The sequence below is a fragment of the Microbacterium sp. NRRL B-14842 genome, assembly GCF_050470785.1.
In genome coordinates this window covers 1-15,564 of sequence record NZ_JBFLUM010000032.1, presented here as the reverse complement: position 1 = coordinate 15,564, position 15,564 = coordinate 1, and the positions used below count along the sequence as shown (strand labels likewise).

The window sequence follows — 15,564 nt, the reverse complement described above, 5'->3', positions numbered from 1 at the left end:
GGAGACTCGCGGATGCCACAACCGCAGCGACTTCCCGGACACCGATCCCACGGCTGCAGGTGAACCTCGTGTGGTCCCCGTCCGCCGGCGTGACCCGCGAGGAGATCCCCGCGATCCCCGAGGAGATCGCCGAGCTCATGCGCGACGTCGACACGACCGGCAAGCTCGTCGAGTAGATCCCCGAGACCCCGCTCTCGCGTCGAGACCCCGCCCTGCAGACGTCTGCGGGGCGGGGTCTCGGCGGTAGTCCGGGGTTTCGGGGAGGGAGTCAGTCGACGCCGAGGCCGACGGCCTCGTGATCCGGTTCCGGTCGTCGCGCTTCGGCGGCCTTCGGCTCTCGCCGGGGGACTTCTCGGTGCTGGGCTCCTCCAGCTCCTCGGTGCTCGGGACCTCGGCCGGGTCGCGTCCTCCGGGGAGTCCGCCTGCTCCGGCGTCGTCGCCTCGCCCTCCGAGGTGTCGGACGCGGGGGTCGGCGTGGGGGTCTGCGCCTCGGGCGAGAGCTCGTCGTTCGCGGTCGGTTCGGGAGTGTTGTCGGTCATGATCGTCCCTTTCTGCGATGTCGTGCTCTCAGCCTGCCTCCGCCTCGACGCGAGATGAAGGGCCTTGACGCGGACCCGTCGGCGACGCGGTTAATCGCGGTGAACCGGATCCGCGAAGTCGGCGTAGCCTGGAGGGGTGACTGCGTACGTCTCGGCCTTCGACCTCTTCTCCATCGGCGTCGGCCCGTCCAGCTCGCACACCGTCGGACCGATGCGGGCGGCACTCCGACTTCGCGCGCCGGCTCTCCGGCTCCGGCGAGCTCGACCGCATCGCCCTGGTCGAATGCACGCTGTACGGTTCGCTCGGCGCCACCGGTATCGGCCATGGCACCACCGGACGCGGTGGTCGCGGGGCTGCGCGGTCTCGCACCCGAGACCTGTGACCCGGCGGCGGTGCGCGCGGCCTGGTCCGCCTACCCCGAGGGGGAGCCGCTGCGGATCGACGGCGCCCACGCGGTGCCGTTCCGGAAGGACGACATCGTGTTCGCGCCGCGGACCCCGCCTCCCCCGGCCATCCGAACGCCATGACGCTCATCGCCCGTGACCGGGACGGAACCATCCTGTTCGAGCAGACGTACTACTCGATCGGCGGCGGGTTCATCCGGCGCGAGGGGGAGGAAGCGCAGCTCTCCACCGGCGCCTTCCCGCACCCGTATGCCGATGCCGCCTCGCTGCTCGCCCTGTGCGACGAGCTGGGACTGTCCATCGCGGAGGTCGCCCGCCGCAACGAGACGGCGCTGCGGAGCGAGGAGGAGGTCGCCGCCGGCCCTCGACGCGATCTGGGGATGCGATGTCGGGCTGCGTGGACGCGGGGCTCACGCCGACGGGGTGCTTCCGGGCATGCTGCAGGTGAAGCGCCGCGCCGGCACGATCCGCGCACAGCTCGAGGCGGTCGAAGCCGAGGGGCACCGAGAGCTGCCCGGCGAGTGGCTCGGCGCGTTCGCGCTGGCCGTGAACGAGGAGAACGCGGCGGGTGGGCGCGTTGTGACCGCTCCGACCAACGGCGCGGCGGGCATTCTCCCCGCGGTGGCGATGTACTGGTGGCGCTTCCTCGCCGACTCGGGGCTCGGCGCCGGGAACGCGGTGACGCCGTACGGGGAGCTCGTCGCCAGCGCGCTGCTCGGGTTCGACGGGGCCCCGCCGCCCGCTCCCGCACTCGACGGGGAGGACGCGGAGATCGCGGAGGCCAATCGCCGCCGGGGCATCCGCCGGTTCCTGCTGACGGCTACCGCCCTCGGGTCGCTGTTCAAGGCCAACGCCTCGATCTCCGGCGCCGAAGGCGGGTGTCAGGCCGAGGTCGGCTCCGCGTGCGCGATGGCCGCGGGTGGGCTCACCGCGGTGATGGGCGGCACGAACCGGCAGATCGAGAACGCCGCGGAGATCGCGATGGAGCATCACCTCGGCCTCACATGCGACCCGATCGGCGGACTCGTGCAGATCCCGTGCATCGAGCGCAACGCGATCGCCGCCTCCACCGCGGTCACCGCCGCACGTCTCGCGCTCCGCGGCGACGGGAGCCACTATGTCTCGCTGGATGCCGTCGTCGAGACGATGCGCCAGACCGGTCTCGACATGTCGACCAAGTACAAGGAGACCAGCGAGGGCGGTCTGGCGGTGAACGTCATCGAGTGCTGACCTCGCCGACCCACCCCCTCTCGTGCGTTCCGGCCCGTTGCGTGCGCATGAAGAGGGGTGGCAGGCACACAGAGGGGTGGGTCGACGGAGGAGGGGAAGGGAGAGGCATATGCGGCAGCAGCCGGTCGTCGCGGTGCGGGCGAACGACGAGGCGCCGACCCCGGACGGGACGTGGCCGACGAACATCCCCGCGGTGGCACAGGTGCTGCGCGAGGGGACTGGATCTGGGACCGGGGAGTGACCTTCCTCGTCGGCTCGAGAACGGCAGCGGGAAGTCCACCCTCGTCGAGGGCATCGCGATCGCGTACGGTCTCTCCCCCGGAAGGCGGATCCCGGCAGGCGCAGCACCGGACACGTCCGACCGAGTCGCCGCTGTCGGACTGGCTGCGCCTCCAACGGGGCGTCGGCGCGCACCGCTGGGGATTCTTCCTGCGGGCCGAGACGATGCACTCGTTCTACACGTACCTCGAGGAGAACCCCTCCCTGCGCGGCGACGTGCCCTTCCACGAGATGAGCCACGGGGAGTCGTTCCTCGCCCTGCTCGACAGCCGCTTCGATGATCCGGGGTTCTACTGCCTGGACGAGCCGGAGGCCGCCCTGTCGTTCCATTCGACTCTCACGCTGATCGCCGTGCTGCAGCGCATCGCCGACGAGGGCGGCCAGGTGCTGTGCGCCACGCACTCCCCGGTGCTCGCGGCGCTCCCGGGCGCCACCATCCTGGAGGTCGGGGAGTGGGGGCTCCGCCCTGCCGCCTGGGAGGACCTCGAGATCGTGAACCACTGGCGCTCGTTCCTCGGGCAGCCGCAGCGGTATCTCCGGCATCTGCTCGACGAGCGAGGCTCCGCGGAGCCCGTAGGCTGACGGGCATGACCGAGCAGAGGGCGCCGAGGACGACGCGGGCGCCCGCGCGGCGGCACCGACTCCCGCGAGCGCATCGTGTCCGCGGCCGTCGACGAGTTCGGCGCGCAGGGGTACGACGGCGCCACGGTGCGGTCGATCGCCGCCCGCGCCGGCGTCGACTCCGCGCTCGTCCACCACTACTTCGGCACCAAGGCCGACCTGTTCGCAGAGGCCGCCGGGATCCCGTTGCGCCCCGACCTCGACGTCCCGGAGATCCTCGCGGGGCCGAAGGACGAAGCGGGGGGCCCGGCTCGTCCGCTATGTGCTCGACGCGTTCGAGAAGCCCGACGTGCGCCGCCGCGGGATGCTGCTCCTGCGCACGGCGATCGGGAGCAGGCTGACGACCCCCCTGCTCGCCCGGCTTCCTCTCCCGCGAAACTGCTCTCCCCGCGTGGCACGACGCCTCGACGTGGAGGGACGCTGACCTCCGCGCCGCCCTCGTCGCCTCGCAGATCGCCGGCATGCTCATCGTCGCTACGTGCTGCAGCTCCCCGCGCTCGCCGGAGCCTCCGTCGACGAGCTCGTCCGCCGCGTCGGCCCCACCGTCCAGCGCTACCTCTTCGACTGACGCCCGCGTCCCCGGGCACGGCTGCGGAGATCTCGGCCGCCGCGCCGGACGGCACGGGCCGGCGACGGCGTGTCGATCCGGCGCTCCGCAGCTGTGCCCACCGAGCCGTTGACGCCCGACGAGGCGAGGCGCATAATTCATCGCATGATGAATAACGCGGCGGGTCGAGATCACGCAGCTCCGCGTGCGGCGTGGGGCCGTATCCGTGTTCGACGGCATCGACCTCGCCGTCCCGCGCGGGCAGATCACGGGTCTCCTCGGCCCCTCGGGGTGCGGCAAGACCACGCTCATGCGGTCGATCGTCGGTGTGCAGCGGATCGCCTCCGGCGACGTGACCGTTCTGGGTGAGCCGGGCGGTTTCGCGTCGGCTCCGGCACCGCGTGGCCTACGGTACGCAGGGCGCCTCGGTCTACGGCGACCTCAGCGTGCGGCAGAACTCTCGTACTTCGCGTCGCTCCTGAAGGCGCCGAAGGGGTGATGTCGACCGGGTCATCCAGGAGGTCGGCCTCGGCGCACAGGCCACGCAGCTCGTCGATGCGCTGAGCGGCGGCCAGGGGGACGCGGGTGTCGCTCGCGGTGGCTTTGATCGGCTCGCCGGAACTGATCGTGCTGGACGAGCCGACCGTCGGACTCGACCCCCGTGTTGCGGGCGGAGCTCTGGACCCTGTTCCGCCGGCTGGCCGACCGGGCGTCACGCTCATCGTGTCCAGTCACGTGATGGACGAGGCGGTGCGCTGCGACCGGCTGCTGCTGATGCGGGAGGGGAGGATCATCGCCGACACCACGCCGTCGTCCCTGCTCGCCGACACCGGCACGACCGACGCCGAGGCCGCGTTCCTGGCGCTGATCGAACGTGACAGGGCCGCCGGCGCCGCGACCACCCGGCGGGCGCGGCGAGAAGCGCACGAGCGCCAGGAGGAGGACGCGACATGAACGGCCGCCGGCTGTTCGCGACCGCCGGCCGTGTGCTCACGCAGCTCCGACACGACCGCGGTCCATCGCCCTGATGCTCATCGCCCCGAGCCTGCTCGTCGGGTCTCTTCGCCTGGCTGTTCAGCGAGCAGGACGGTGTGTTCGATCAGTTCGGGGGTGCCATCCTGGCGCTGTTCCCGTTCATCGTGATGTTCCTCATCACGTCGATCACCACCTTGCGCGAACGCCGTTCCGGCACGCTCGAACGGCTGATGACCACGCCGCTCGAGAAGGCCGACTTCATCCTCGGGTACGCGCTCGCCTTCGGGCTGATGGCCGTGCTGCAGGCGGTGATCACGGTGTCGTTCGCGGTCGGGGTGTGCGGGCTCGACGTCGACGGACCGCTGTGGCAGCTGGGCCTCGTCGCGGTGGTCGACGCACTGCTCGGCACAGCCCTCGGCCCTGCTGGCGAGCGCGTTCGCCCAGACCGAGTTCCAGGCCGTGCAGTTCATGCCGTTGCTGGTGTTCCCGCAGATCATCCTCGGCGGGTTGTTCATGCCGCGCGACCAGATGCCCGACGTGCTGTACGCCATCTCCGACTGGCTGCCGCTCAGCTACGCGATCGACACGATCAACGCCGTCACGGCGGGGGACGAAGAGTGGGACGTGTTCGGTCCGCTGCTCATCGTCGTGGCCTTCGCGGTCGGCGCTCTGGTGCTCGCCGCCCTCACACTGCGGCGGCGTACACGCTGAGCCGGAGTCCTGGCCTGGGTCAGCGCGCGCGCGCGGTTCTTGGTGTGCTTCGTCGGCACGGCGGCCCAGGGGTCCTCGGGCCAGGGGTGCCGGGGTAGCGGCCGCGCATCTCGGCGCGCACCTGGGCATAGGGGCCGGACCAGAACGAGGCGAGGTCGTCGGTGACGGCGAGCGGGCGGCCTGCGGCGACAGCAGATGGAAGAGGACGGGAACACGACCGTCGACCAGCCGGGGAGTCGCCGCCCACCCGAAGCACTCCTGCAGCTTCACCGCGACGACGGGGCGTGCGGTCGGATCCCCGTCGGGGTTCCGGGTAGGTGATGCGGACGCGGGAGCCGCTGGGGACCTCGAGCCGCTCCGGTACGAGGGCCTCGAGGTGCACGGCCTCGGGCCAGGGCAGCAGACGGCGCAGCGCCGAGGACAGATCCAGCCGACTCGCGGGGGGTGCCGGATGCGAGAGCCTCGAGCTCCGGCGCCATCCAGGCATCGAGGGCGTCGATCAACCCCGCGTCCGACACATCGGGCCATGGCTCTCCGAGCTCACGTCGGAGCAGCGCGAGTCTGCGGCGGAGGGCCTCCGCCCCGTCGGACCAGGTGAACATACCGAGGCGCTCGCGTCGGACCGCCCGGGCCACGGCATCCCGCCCTGTCGATGCCGCCGCTCGCACCGGCACCGAGGAACGCAGGATCGCACCGATCCGGCGCTCGCGGCGGGCCTGCACACGACCTCCGACGAACTCGGCCTCCACGCGGTCGCTCATCAGGGGGCCCGCCGCGCGCTCCGCCTGCTCCTCGGTGAGGGTCGCCGCCGTGCGGATGACCGCACCGGAACCGGCGGCCGCCCGGGACGAAGCGCGGGGCGACATCGGCCACGGCGAGCCATTCCGAGGACGCGAGGGAACCGCTCACTCCGGCCCGCGTGCCGGAGGCCAGCAGGAACGTGGCTCCCGATCCGTGTGCTCGACGCGGTGGGCGACACGTTCGGGGAAGGCCAGCGCGATCACGAGACCGACGCCGTCGAGACCCGCGCGGGGTGTCCGGCGTCGGATCGGCGAGGCGTTCCAGACGACGCGCGTCCTCGCGCCAGCGACGGGCCTCCGCAGTCCCGCCGCCCCGCAACGCGACAAGAGCGTGGGCGACGTCGGCAATCCGGGGACGCGCTGATCACCGCCCAGAAGCGCGACGACCTCGGCGGCGAGCCGGCTCCCCACCACGGGGCTGCCGTCCCGCAGCGCCCTGGCCAGCCGGGGGTCGGTCGGGATGCGGGCCAGCACGCGGCCCCTCGGCCGTGGCGCGCCCGTCGTCGTCGATCGCGCCGAGACCGCGAAGCACCGCGACGGGCGTCGGCGAGACTGTCGGCTCGCAGCGGTTCGATCAACCGCAGGCCTGCTCCGCCCGGGGCACCCCAGCACGCGAGGAGGAGGGCGGCGCCGGTGAGGTCGGCCGTCGCGGATCTCCGGGGACGGACGCGCGGGAGGCCCGCCGCGTAGGCGCGCTCGTCCACACACCGGACGACGATGCCGGGGCCCTGACGCGTCGCGCGTCCGGCACGCTGCACGCACGAGGAACGGGAGGCGGCGGTGGTGACCAGACCCGTCATGCCGCGGGCGGCGTCGCGCTGCGGCTGCCGGAACAGACAGCTGTCCACGACCATCCGCACACCCGGCACCGTGATCGACGACTCGGCGAGCGAGGTGGCGACGATGATGCGGGGCACGCCCCCCGGTGCACGACCGCGGATCACGGCATCCTGTTCCGCCGGCGGGGTCTGGCCGTGCAGCTCCCGCACGTCGAAGGCGCCGTTCAGAGTGCGGACGCGTCGGGCGATCTCCGACACCTCGCGAGCGCCCGGGGCGAACACGAGCACGTCGGCTTCGGGGTCTTCGCGGACCAGCTCGGTGGCGGCGGAGGCGGAGACACTCGCGATGTGGTCGAGGAAGCCGCGGGTGACTCCCCGTTCGTCGAGGCGGGGCGTGGGACTCGGAGCCCAGCGCTCGGTGAGGGGGAAGGGCTGCGACGTCATGGTCGACGATCGGCGCGGGGGACTCGGCGGTGCCGATGACGGCGGCGAGCCGGGCAGCGTCGAGGGTGGCGGACATCGCGACGACGACGAGGTCATCCCGCAGCTCCCGCACCTCCGAGAGCAGGCCGACGAGGAGGTCGGTCTCGAGGGCACGCTCGTGGCACCTCATCGATGATGACCGCACTCACGCCGTCGAGTCCCGGGTCGTCCAGCAACCGTCGCAGGAGCACGCCGGCGGTGACGAACTCGACCCTCGTATCCGGCCCGGCTGTGCGCTCGCCGCGGACGGTGAAGCCCACCCGGGATCCGAGCGGGGAGCCATCGAGGTGTGCGAGTCGGCGGGCGGCGGCACGCGCGGCGACCCGGCGGGGGTTGGGTGACGATCACGCGGTCGGTGGTTCGTGAGGCGACGAGCGGCGGTACGAGGGGTGGTCTTGCCCGTGCCCGGCGGCGCGGTCACCACCACGGAGCCGCTCGTGTCGAGGGCAGCGGAGAGCTCCTCGAGGGCGCCCGCGAACGACAGGCCTGCACCGATGGCGGCGAGGTCGAAGGGCAGCGCGGGTCACCCGTCCAGTCTGCCCGGTTGATCGACGCCCGGAGCCGTTCGCAACTCAGGAGATCCGGGGGGGATTCGGAGCAGCGGGACGGATCGCCGCGTCCGTGCCTGCCGATCTCCTGAGTTGTGAACCGGCGGAAGCGGTGCTCCGACGACAGACAGCGGATGCCGCGACCGAGTCGGTCGCGGGCATCCGCTGTCCTGTGCTGCTTACTCCGCGTCGCGAGCCGGAGGAGCGGGGGGCGGCGGGGGTGGTCGGTGCGGGCGTGCGCGGCGCCGGGGTCGGTGCGGACGCTTCGGCGACTCCGGCTCCGAAGCCGCGACCGACGGCCTGCCCCTGGATGATTCCGGCCAGGTCGAGGCCTGTGGCGGAGTGCACGCTGTCGAACACCGAGCGCATGGCCTTCGCGCTGTCGGCGCCGACGACGTTCGACGCGCCGTCCTCGGCGGATCCGCCGACGATCGAGACGCTGCCGATGGCGGCGTAGCCCTTCGCGAACTCCGACATGATCGACGGCAGCACTTCCAGCACGCGCTGCGAGAGGAAGGCATCCTGGTTGGAGGCGATGGCCTTGGCCTCGGCCTCGACAGCGGCTGCACGGGCCTCACCCTCGGCGCGGATCGCCTCGGCCTCGGCGTTGGCGCGGAGGCGACGGGCCTCGGCTTCGGCCTCCGCCTGGGCGCGCAGAGCATCCGCGTCACCGGTCGCCTTCGCGATCGCGGCGGCAGCCTCACCGTCGGCGCGCGCCTTGTCGGCCTGCGCCTGCTGCTCGGCGATGCGGTGTGCGCGCCTCGGCCTGCTTGACCTGCTCGATCGCCGCCGCCTCGGCCGCCCGCTCACGCGTGTAGAGCTCGGCCTGCGCGCGGGTCTCCGCCTCGTACCGCTGGGCGTCCGCGACGCGCTTGACGTCGGCGTCGAGCTGCGCCTGCTTGTTCTCGGCCTGCTGCTGCAGCACGGCCTGCTCGGCCTGGGCGCGGGCGAGCTGCTCGGCCTGCTCCGCCTCGGCGCGGGCCCGGCCGATGCCGGCGTTGGCGTTGGCGGTGTTGGTGTCGAGAGCGGTCTGCTCGACGAGGTTCGCCTCCTGGTTGGCGATGTTCTTCTGGTTGATCGCGCGGTCGGCGTTGGTCTGCGAGATCTCCGCGGCCTGACGCTTCGCCTGGATCTCCGGCGCACCGAGGGACTGGATGTAGCCGACCTTGTCGGTGATGCCCTTGATCTGGAAGGAGTCGAGGATGAGGCCCTGTTCGGCGAGCTCCTGGGAGACGTCGGCGGCGATCTGGTCGGAGAACTTCTTGCGCTCCCGCATGAGCTCCACGACGGAGAGCGTCGCGACGATGCCGCGCAGGGCGCCCTCCAGCTGCTCGGTGGTGAACTGCTCGATGGCCTTGTCCTGGGAGGCGAAGCGCTCGGCGGCCCGGCGCACCAGCAGCGGGTCGGAGCCGATCTTGACGATGGCGACGCCGTCGACGTTGAGCGTCACGTTGTCGAGCGACTGGGCCTCGGCGTTGAGCGACACCTGCCGTGAGCGGAGGGAGATGATCTCGTGGCGCTGGGTGATCGGGTTGACGAGCGACTTCCCGTTCACGATGACCGTGACGGGCGATTCCGACATCTCCGAGCTGCTCGTGCCGTCGGCGCCGATCACGGCACGCTGCACCTTCTGCTTGCGTCCGGAGATGACGAGCGCTTCGTCGGCGCGAGCCACCTTGATCCAGCTGCGGGCGAACAGCAGCAGGATCAGCAGGACGACGATCGCGGCGACGACCGCGATCCCGACGATGGTGAGGATGCCGATGATTCCGGCGATCTCCATGGATGACCTCCCTGGTTCCCCCCGAGGGGGCGGTCCGATATGCCCACGGTCGATGTGGGCGTGCGCAACCCACCCTGCCAGAAAAGAGACGCCCGCCACCGCGTCGGGTGCCATCATGCCGGTATCGGTGGACGTTCCTCCCGCCGCCCTGCCTGCGGAGGAGGGGAGCGGTCAGCGGGTGCGGAGTTTCTCCGCGAGGTCGCGCAGCAGGCGCAGCTCCTCGTCGTCGAGGCGTGACATCCGGTCGGCGATCGACCGGCCGTGCACGGTCGCGAGCGCTCGGAAGGCCCGGGCGCCCTCGTCCGTCGCGCGGATCAGGGCGCCGCGGCCGTCGTCCGGGTCGGCGCACTTCGCGACCAGTCCCCGCGTCACCATCCGGTCGACGAGGCGGGAGACGCTCGGCTGGCTGATGAGCATGTTGGCGGTGATGTCGCGCAGGCGGGCGGTCATCTCCGGCGAGCGCGTGACGGTGAGCAGCACGTCGTACTCGGCCTGCGTGATGTCGCCGGTGTCGAAGTCGGCTGCCATCTCGGTGAACAGTTCGTGCTGCGCGCGGAACAGGCTTTCCCAGGCCTCCAGCGCGAGCTTCCGATCGGTCATCCTCACAGAGTACCGGGCGCAGTAAAGGGCCGGTCGGAGAGGCTCCCGACCGGCCCTTGTCCCTTGCACCAAGAGTGTCCTGCAATCACATGCGGTGGATGCCACAGCAAACATTCACCGTGCGATCACTGTATAACGGCGAGGTAACGAATGCAACGGTTTGATCACAAATGGCAGGCCCCCCGCGACGATGGTCCGCGCATCGCCTCAGCCGATCACATCGCGGCGTCGCAGCGCCCAGGCGCTTCCGGCGACGAATGCGACGTTCACCGCCCAGAGCGCCACGGTGCCGCGGGGATCGAACCCCTCCGCGAGCGGAGCCTGGTGGAACGCCCAGGAGTACGGTGAGATCGCCCGGAGCCACTCGGCGTTCTCCACCTGGTTCGCGATCGCGTTGAAGGCGTACCCGGCGACGGCGATTCCCGCGCCCCCTGCGACAGCCCAGGAAGTGCGACCGAAGAGAGCGCCCAGCAGGAGCGCGGCACTCCCCGAGAGCATCGTGAGGCCGACGAAGACGACGGTGGTGTCGATGATGCGGATCGGATCGATGTCGAGCTGTGCCGAGTCGTTGAGCAGGGCGACGACAGCGCCCGCGAACACGCCCAGCCACGCGAGCCGGGCGAGGATGGCGAAGGCGGACGCGATCGCGTATCCGACCCGTCCCACACCGTGAGCCAGGTCGAGTTCGAGGCGCCCTGACGCCTCCGCGCCGGCGATGGCGCCCGCTCCCCAGGACGTGCCTGCGATGGTCAGGAGGAGGAAGCCGATGAGGCCGTAGAAGGTTCCCTGGGCGTAGCCCGCCCCGGTGCCGATCTGGTCGTAGCCGAGTGCTCCGACGAGCTCCGGGGGCAGGCTGTCGATGATCTGCTGCATCTGCCCGTTGCCGCCGATGCTCGGGAACAGGGGCAGGTACAGGAACAGCACCGCCGCGACGCCGATGGTCCAGCCCACCGTTCCGCGCCAGGTTTCGCGGAGAGCGCGCCGGAAGATGGGAAGCGCGTCACGCATCGCCCTCACCCGCCTCGAGACTCGAGGAGTCACCGTAGAGCCGCAGGACCGATTCCTCCAGGTCTGGTTCCTCGATCGCGAGGTCGAGGACGTGGTGCTGCGCCAGCACCTTCACCAGCGGGTCGATGGCACCTTCGACGGTGGCATTCACCTGCACGATGTCCGTCTCGCCGCGGACGTCGAGCTCGGAGATCTGCGGCAGTGCACCGAGTTGCTCCCGGATCAGGGTCGCTGCCGTCGTATCGAGACCGACGCGTACGCGCCGGATCGCGCCGAGTCTGAGTGAGGCCACATCACCCTCCGCCACGACCCTCCCTCGACTGAGGACGGCGACGATGTCGGCCGTCTGCTGGATCTCGCTCAGCACATGGGAGCTCAGCAGCACGGTCTGGCCGCGATCTCTGGCTTCGGTGACGAGGTGGAGGAACTCTCTCTGGACGAGCGGGTCGAGACCGCTGGTCGGCTCGTCCAGCACGAGCAACGGCGGTTCGTGCATGAAGGCTTGGACGATCCCGAGCTTCTGCTTGTTGCCCTTCGAGAGGGCGCGCACCGGCCGGCTCAGGTCGAGGTCGAGTCGGCCCGCGAGGCGGTCGATCGTGCCGGGGTTCACCGGGCCGGACACCTCGGTGTAGAAGTCGAGCATGCGGCGTCCCGTCGTGCGGTCGTCGAGTCGGAGCTCGCCGGGGATGAAGCCGATGCGTCGTCGGAGGGCCGGGCCGCCGCGGCGCGGGTCTTCGCCCAGGACCCGGATAGCGCCCGACGTGGGGCGGATGATGTCGAGGATCATGCGCAGCGTGGTGGTCTTTCCTGCGCCGTTAGGGCCGATGAGCCCGAACACGGTGCCGGGATCGACGCGGAGATCGATGGAGTCGACCGCTGTGTGCCGACCGTACTGTTTGCGAAGGTGAGTGAGTTCGATGGCAGGGGTCATGGCCCTGCTCCTTTCGGAGGGTGAAGGGGACCAGGTTCGGAGATCTCGTCAGCGGGGAGGATCCGGGTCCTGATTCGGGTCGTTCTCGCCCTTGTCCGAGGAGGGCCCGCTGCTTCTGGCGAGCGCTTCCTTCGCGGCGACGAGCAGATGGTCGTCGGCGTAGAGCCCGTGTGTGTAGAGCTCCAGCACGGGAACGGTCGACCGTTCCAGCAGCGATGTCGTCAGCGTGCTCTCTCCGAAGGCGCGCGCGAGGTGCCGCCGCAGGATGACGGGACCGAGGCCGTAGAGGGTCATATACACGGCAGTGGCTTCCAGGTCGGACTGCTCGCGCATCGTGCCCGCGGCGATCTGTTCGCGCAGCATGTCTCTGGTGCTGGCGAGGAACATGTCGAAGAGATGGTCGGACGCGGCGGAGTCGTCGAGAAGCATCCGGGCGAGGTAGTCCAGTGCGACATTGCGACCCTCTAACGAGTCCAATGCCTCCCGCATCAGGCGCGCGGCGTCGGCACCCGTCATGCCGTCTCGCTCGGCGAGGAAAGTGCTCACGACGTGCGCGTCGCACACGTCGCGCAGTCCTTCCTTGCTTCCGAAGTGGTGCAGGATCAGCGCCGGGCTCACGCCCGCATCCTGCGCGATTCTGCCGCAGACTCGTGCCGTCGAATCCGCGCTCGCTGAACCGGACGATCGCGGCGTCGCGAATGCGCGCCCTGGTGGTGAGGTCGTCGGCTCCTGAACGCATAGTCAGCATGCTAAACGAGCGTTCAGTCCGGGGCAAGAGTCAGGTCATCTCCGTTCCGTCGGTCTCGCAGACCGAGCGTCTGAGGCGGCGATGGATGTGGTCATCGCCGACGCGACGCGGGGAGATCGATCGGCCCCGTGACCGACAACTCGTCCTCCCAGACCTCGATCCCGCTGACCTCGGGAAGACGTGCCCTCGTGAAGACCGGGTCCAGCCCTTCTCGTCGTTGCTGGGTGTAGTCCTTCAACAGCTTGAAGGCGATTCCGGACAGCAGCGCGATCGCGACGAGGTTGACGAGGGCCATGAATCCCATCGCGCCGTCGGCGAAGTTCCACACGACATCGGCGGAGACGAGGGCCCCAGCGAACACTGCGGCGATCGCGAAGAGACGATAGCCGAGCAGGACTCCGGTGCAGGAGGTGATGAACTCCACGTTGGTCTGCCCGTAGTAGTAGTTGCCGAGGATCGAGCTGAACGCGAGCAGGAAGATGATGACGATCAGGAGGATGTTCGACCAGGTGCCCAGCGCGCTGACGACCGCGCCCTGCGTCAGCCCGATGCCGCGTTCGGCGCCGGCCAGGTCTGGAACCGAGACCAGGATGATGAACGCGGTGATCGAGCAGACGAGGAAGGTGTCGAAGTACACGCCCAGCGTCTGCACGAGACCTTGTTTGACCGGGTGTGTCACCGCCGCGCTCGCTCCTGCGTTGGGGGCCGACCCCAGCCCGGCTTCGTTGGAGAACATCCCCCTCTTGACGCCGGTGAGGATGATGTAGCCGAGCGCTGCGCCGACGACCTCGTTCGGGCCGAAGGCTTCGAGGAAGATCGTGGCGAAGACTCCGGGAAGGCGCTCGATGTGCATCGCGACGATCACCACGCCGAGAAGCAGATACAGCAGTGCCATGATCGGGACCAGCGTCTGGGTGACGGAGGCGATGCGGCGCACGCCCCCGAAGATGACGAGCCCCATGAGCAGTGCGAGTGCGCCGCCGGTGACCCACGGCAGCCAGGCAGCAGACTCTCCGCCGAGGCTGCCCGCGATCGTCGCCTGGATGGTGTTCGCCTGCAACGAGCTGAAAGCGATGGGGAAGCAGATGATGAGGATGACGGCGAAAAGCACGCCCATCCATCGCGCTCCGAGCCCGCGTTGCATGTAGTAGGCGGGGCCGCCGATGAACCCGTCCCTATCGCGCCTCTTGTACAGCTGTGCCAGCGAGGACTCGATGAACGCGGACGCTCCACCGATGAATGCCATCAGCCACATCCAGAAGACCGCGCCGGGACCGCCGATCGCGATCGCGGTTCCCACTCCCGCGATGTTGCCGACGCCCACTCGTGAAGCGGCGGAGATGGTGAATGCCTGAAAGGAGGAGACCGATTGAGGCTCGCCGCTCTCCGTGCGGGGCGTTCGATCCTTCAGAGTGCGGAACATCTCCGGAATCAAACGGAACTGCACGACGCCCGAGCGAATCGTGAAGTAGAGCCCGAGGAGGACGACGATCGGAAGGACGATCCATGTCCACAGGTTGTCGCCCCAGGTCAGCAGCCACTCGTTAACAGCATCCATCCGCACAGTATGGCGACGTCGACGCCGGCTCACCAGGCTGAGAAAAATCCAGGAGCTGAGAAGCTGCCGGGGCCGCCGGTGTCTTCCCGCCCTGCGGAAGACGAGGAAGGCCCCGATCGGGCGGATACTGGAAGGGACGGTTTCGAGAGCCCCCGCCTCCGCACCGCGCGGCAGACCTCTCGAACGCCAGGAAGAAGATGCTCATGAAAGCTCTCCGCTACGTCGAGATCGGCAAGCCCCCGGTGGTGGTCGACATCCCGATTCCGAAGCCCGGCCCCGGCCAGGTCCTGCTCAAGATCACCGCGGGTGGTGTCTGTCACTCCGACGACTACGTCATGGGCCTCCCCGAGAAGGACTACCACGAGCAGGGTTACCCGCTGCCGCTGACGCTCGGGCACGAAGGCGCTGGCATCGTGCACGAGATCGGCGAGGGCGTCGACTCGACGCTCAAGGTCGGGGATGCCGTGGCCGTCTACGGTCCGTGGGGCTGTGGTCGCTGCCACAACTGCTCGATGGGCAAGGAGAACTACTGCACGAACGCCGCCGCCGAGGGCATCCGTCCTCCGGGGCTGGGCAGCCAGGGCTCGATGGCCGAGTACATGATCGTCGACGACGCGCGCCACCTCGTGCCGCTCGCTGACCTCGACCCCGTGCAGAACGTCTCGCTGACCGACGCGGGCCTCACCCCGTACCACGCGATCAAGAACTCGCTTCCGAAGCTCGGCGCCGGCACGTTCGCCGTCGTGATCGGCACCGGCGGTCTCGGCCACGTCGGCATCCAGATCCTCAAGGCCATCTCGGGGGCCACGGTCATCGCCCTCGACGTGAACGACGAGAAGCTGAAGCTCGCCACCGAGGTGGGCGCCGATCACGTGCTGATCAGCGATGCATCGGCCGCCGAGAAGATCCGCGAGCTCACCGGCGGTCTCGGCGCGAACGCGGTGTTCGACTTCGTGGGCGCGAACCCGACGATCGCCCTGGCCCAGAGCGTGGCCGCGCTCGAAGCCGACATCACCATC

General features: G+C 70.0%; 19 protein-coding genes and 3 pseudogenes. 13 read left to right on the top strand and 9 right to left on the bottom strand.

Annotated features, from left to right (window positions below; genetic code table 11):
* Positions 1–675: 675 nt before the first annotated feature.
* From AB1285_RS20000 to AB1285_RS19950, 11 genes and pseudogenes are all read left to right on the top strand, one after another.
* A pseudogene (locus AB1285_RS20000) lies at positions 676–735 on the top strand (hypothetical protein); the annotation flags it as partial.
* Between the two features lie 128 nt (positions 736–863).
* Positions 864–1,067, top strand: coding sequence for a serine dehydratase beta chain (locus AB1285_RS19995; protein ID WP_429977743.1), 204 nt, complete (start codon positions 864–866; stop codon positions 1,065–1,067).
* Positions 1,068–1,079: 12 nt separating this feature from the next.
* Positions 1,080–2,174, top strand: a complete 1,095-nt coding sequence (locus AB1285_RS19990) for an L-serine ammonia-lyase, iron-sulfur-dependent, subunit alpha (RefSeq protein ID WP_429977742.1) — start codon at positions 1,080–1,082, stop codon at positions 2,172–2,174.
* Between the two features lie 109 nt (positions 2,175–2,283).
* Entirely contained in the window at positions 2,284–2,415 is a 132-nt protein-coding gene (locus tag AB1285_RS19985) for a hypothetical protein (RefSeq protein ID WP_429977741.1), read from the top strand.
* Positions 2,416–2,618: 203 nt separating this feature from the next.
* On the top strand, positions 2,619–3,035 hold the full coding sequence (locus tag AB1285_RS19980) for an AAA family ATPase (RefSeq protein WP_429977740.1): 417 nt from the start codon (positions 2,619–2,621) through the stop codon (positions 3,033–3,035).
* 75 nt (positions 3,036–3,110) lie between these two features.
* Positions 3,111–3,188: pseudogene (locus AB1285_RS19975) on the top strand (TetR family transcriptional regulator); the annotation flags it as partial.
* A 148-nt stretch (positions 3,189–3,336) separates the two neighbouring features.
* Positions 3,337–3,498: a hypothetical protein gene (locus AB1285_RS19970; RefSeq protein WP_429977739.1), complete on the top strand. Its 162-nt coding sequence runs from the start codon at positions 3,337–3,339 to the stop codon at positions 3,496–3,498.
* A 54-nt stretch (positions 3,499–3,552) separates the two neighbouring features.
* Positions 3,553–3,642 carry a hypothetical protein gene (locus tag AB1285_RS19965; RefSeq protein WP_429977738.1) on the top strand — a complete coding sequence of 30 codons (90 nt, stop codon included), beginning with the start codon at positions 3,553–3,555 and terminating at the stop codon, positions 3,640–3,642.
* Positions 3,643–3,847: 205 nt separating this feature from the next.
* Complete coding sequence (locus AB1285_RS19960) at positions 3,848–4,120, top strand: ATP-binding cassette domain-containing protein (RefSeq protein WP_429977737.1); 273 nt, start codon at positions 3,848–3,850, stop codon at positions 4,118–4,120.
* An 86-nt stretch (positions 4,121–4,206) separates the two neighbouring features.
* Positions 4,207–4,575, top strand: coding sequence for a hypothetical protein (locus AB1285_RS19955; protein ID WP_429977736.1), 369 nt, complete (start codon positions 4,207–4,209; stop codon positions 4,573–4,575).
* Positions 4,572–5,307 (top strand): annotated as a pseudogene (locus AB1285_RS19950) (ABC transporter permease). The gene AB1285_RS19955 and the pseudogene AB1285_RS19950 overlap by 4 nt, the downstream one beginning before the upstream one ends.
* 19 nt (positions 5,308–5,326) lie before the next feature.
* Here AB1285_RS19950 and AB1285_RS19945 read toward each other — a convergent pair.
* Positions 5,327–5,794 (bottom strand): ATP-dependent helicase C-terminal domain-containing protein, encoded by a 468-nt coding sequence (locus AB1285_RS19945; protein WP_429977735.1) that lies wholly within the window; start codon positions 5,792–5,794, stop codon positions 5,327–5,329.
* Positions 5,795–6,307: 513 nt separating this feature from the next.
* Entirely contained in the window at positions 6,308–7,330 is a 1,023-nt protein-coding gene (locus tag AB1285_RS19940; RefSeq protein WP_429977734.1) for a helicase-related protein, read from the bottom strand.
* Here AB1285_RS19940 and AB1285_RS19935 point away from each other — a divergent pair.
* Positions 7,329–7,505, top strand: coding sequence for a hypothetical protein (locus tag AB1285_RS19935; RefSeq protein ID WP_429977733.1), 177 nt, complete (start codon positions 7,329–7,331; stop codon positions 7,503–7,505). The two genes, AB1285_RS19940 and AB1285_RS19935, sit on opposite strands and share 2 nt — an antisense overlap.
* A gap of 436 nt (positions 7,506–7,941) precedes the next feature.
* Here AB1285_RS19935 and AB1285_RS19930 read toward each other — a convergent pair whose 3' ends face one another.
* From AB1285_RS19930 to AB1285_RS19900, 7 genes are all read right to left on the bottom strand, one after another.
* Complete coding sequence (locus AB1285_RS19930) at positions 7,942–8,727, bottom strand: flotillin domain-containing protein (protein ID WP_429977732.1); 786 nt, start codon at positions 8,725–8,727, stop codon at positions 7,942–7,944.
* Entirely contained in the window at positions 8,618–9,700 is a 1,083-nt protein-coding gene (locus AB1285_RS19925) for an SPFH domain-containing protein (protein ID WP_429977731.1), read from the bottom strand. Before AB1285_RS19925 ends, AB1285_RS19930 begins: the two co-directional genes overlap by 110 nt.
* Positions 9,701–9,871: 171 nt before the next feature.
* A complete protein-coding gene (locus AB1285_RS19920) occupies positions 9,872–10,300 on the bottom strand; it encodes a MarR family winged helix-turn-helix transcriptional regulator (protein WP_025104537.1) in 429 nt (142 codons plus the stop codon).
* A 207-nt stretch (positions 10,301–10,507) separates the two neighbouring features.
* Positions 10,508–11,308, bottom strand: coding sequence for an ABC transporter permease subunit (locus tag AB1285_RS19915; protein WP_259953498.1), 801 nt, complete (start codon positions 11,306–11,308; stop codon positions 10,508–10,510).
* Positions 11,301–12,239 carry an ABC transporter ATP-binding protein gene (locus AB1285_RS19910; protein ID WP_370428366.1) on the bottom strand — a complete coding sequence of 313 codons (939 nt, stop codon included), beginning with the start codon at positions 12,237–12,239 and terminating at the stop codon, positions 11,301–11,303. The genes AB1285_RS19915 and AB1285_RS19910 overlap by 8 nt, the downstream gene beginning before the upstream one ends.
* Before the next feature lie 48 nt (positions 12,240–12,287).
* The gene (locus AB1285_RS19905; RefSeq protein ID WP_429977730.1) at positions 12,288–12,857 is read right to left on the bottom strand and encodes a hypothetical protein; all 570 of its coding nucleotides are present in this window, start codon (positions 12,855–12,857) and stop codon (positions 12,288–12,290) included.
* A gap of 221 nt (positions 12,858–13,078) precedes the next feature.
* Entirely contained in the window at positions 13,079–14,545 is a 1,467-nt protein-coding gene (locus tag AB1285_RS19900) for an alanine/glycine:cation symporter family protein (RefSeq protein WP_370428364.1), read from the bottom strand.
* Between the two features lie 203 nt (positions 14,546–14,748).
* Between AB1285_RS19900 and AB1285_RS19895 the strand changes: the two genes are divergently transcribed.
* Positions 14,749–15,564: NAD(P)-dependent alcohol dehydrogenase (locus tag AB1285_RS19895; RefSeq protein WP_429977729.1), on the top strand; the 816-nt coding region annotated here is incomplete at its 3' end.

Coding starts and splice junctions, on each gene's coding strand:
- AB1285_RS19935 (WP_429977733.1), top strand. CDS start 7,329: ATGGTCGACGATCGGCGCGGGGGACTCGGCGGTGCCGATGACGGCGGC.
- AB1285_RS19945 (WP_429977735.1), bottom strand. CDS start 5,794: ATGCCTGGATGGCGCCGGAGCTCGAGGCTCTCGCATCCGGCACCCCCC.
- AB1285_RS19900 (WP_370428364.1), bottom strand. CDS start 14,545: ATGGATGCTGTTAACGAGTGGCTGCTGACCTGGGGCGACAACCTGTGG.
- AB1285_RS19985 (WP_429977741.1), top strand. CDS start 2,284: ATGCGGCAGCAGCCGGTCGTCGCGGTGCGGGCGAACGACGAGGCGCCG.
- AB1285_RS19915 (WP_259953498.1), bottom strand. CDS start 11,308: ATGCGTGACGCGCTTCCCATCTTCCGGCGCGCTCTCCGCGAAACCTGG.
- AB1285_RS19995 (WP_429977743.1), top strand. CDS start 864: ATGGCACCACCGGACGCGGTGGTCGCGGGGCTGCGCGGTCTCGCACCC.
- AB1285_RS19980 (WP_429977740.1), top strand. CDS start 2,619: ATGCACTCGTTCTACACGTACCTCGAGGAGAACCCCTCCCTGCGCGGC.
- AB1285_RS19940 (WP_429977734.1), bottom strand. CDS start 7,330: ATGACGTCGCAGCCCTTCCCCCTCACCGAGCGCTGGGCTCCGAGTCCC.
- AB1285_RS19925 (WP_429977731.1), bottom strand. CDS start 9,700: ATGGAGATCGCCGGAATCATCGGCATCCTCACCATCGTCGGGATCGCG.
- AB1285_RS19920 (WP_025104537.1), bottom strand. CDS start 10,300: ATGACCGATCGGAAGCTCGCGCTGGAGGCCTGGGAAAGCCTGTTCCGC.
- AB1285_RS19910 (WP_370428366.1), bottom strand. CDS start 12,239: ATGACCCCTGCCATCGAACTCACTCACCTTCGCAAACAGTACGGTCGG.